The sequence below is a fragment of the Rhizobium sp. 18055 genome (genome assembly GCF_902706285.1).
Lineage (GTDB): Bacteria > Pseudomonadota > Alphaproteobacteria > Rhizobiales > Rhizobiaceae > Rhizobium.
The window spans coordinates 1-414 of the sequence record NZ_CACSKD010000378.1 but is presented as its reverse complement, the minus strand read 5'-3'; the positions used below and the strand labels follow the sequence as shown (position 1 = coordinate 414).

General features: G+C 76.8%; 1 protein-coding gene. It reads left to right on the top strand.

Annotation, left to right across the window (positions count from 1 at the left end; all coding sequences use genetic code 11):
- The coding region (locus GVL52_RS32390) for an E3 binding domain-containing protein (protein ID WP_280179136.1) at positions 1–414 on the top strand (414 nt) is incomplete at its 3' end.

The following is a 414-nucleotide window of genomic DNA, read 5'->3' as shown; positions in this document are numbered from 1 at the left end:
GTGCTGGAGGGCTCTGCGCCCGCCGCTGCCGCTTCTCCGGCCCCCGCTGCGGCTCCGGCCGCTGCCGCATCCGCACCGGCGCCGCAGGCCTCGGCACCGGCTCCTGCTGCCGCGGCGCCGTCCGCTGCCGCACCGTCCGCACCGGCTCCGGCACCGCACGCCCCCGGCGCTGCGCCCGTCGGCCTGCCGCATGCCTCGCCCTCGGTGCGCAAGTTCGCGCGCGAACTGGGCGTGCCGCTGGAGGAACTCAAGGGTTCCGGCCCCAAGGGCCGCATCACGCAGGAAGACGTGCAGGCGTTCACCAAGCAGGTGATGGCCGGCGGCGTGCAGACCAAGGCCCAGGCCGCCAAGGCGCCTGCCGGCGGCGGTGGCTCCGGCGTGGGCATGGACCTGCTGCCCTGGCCGAAGGTGGAC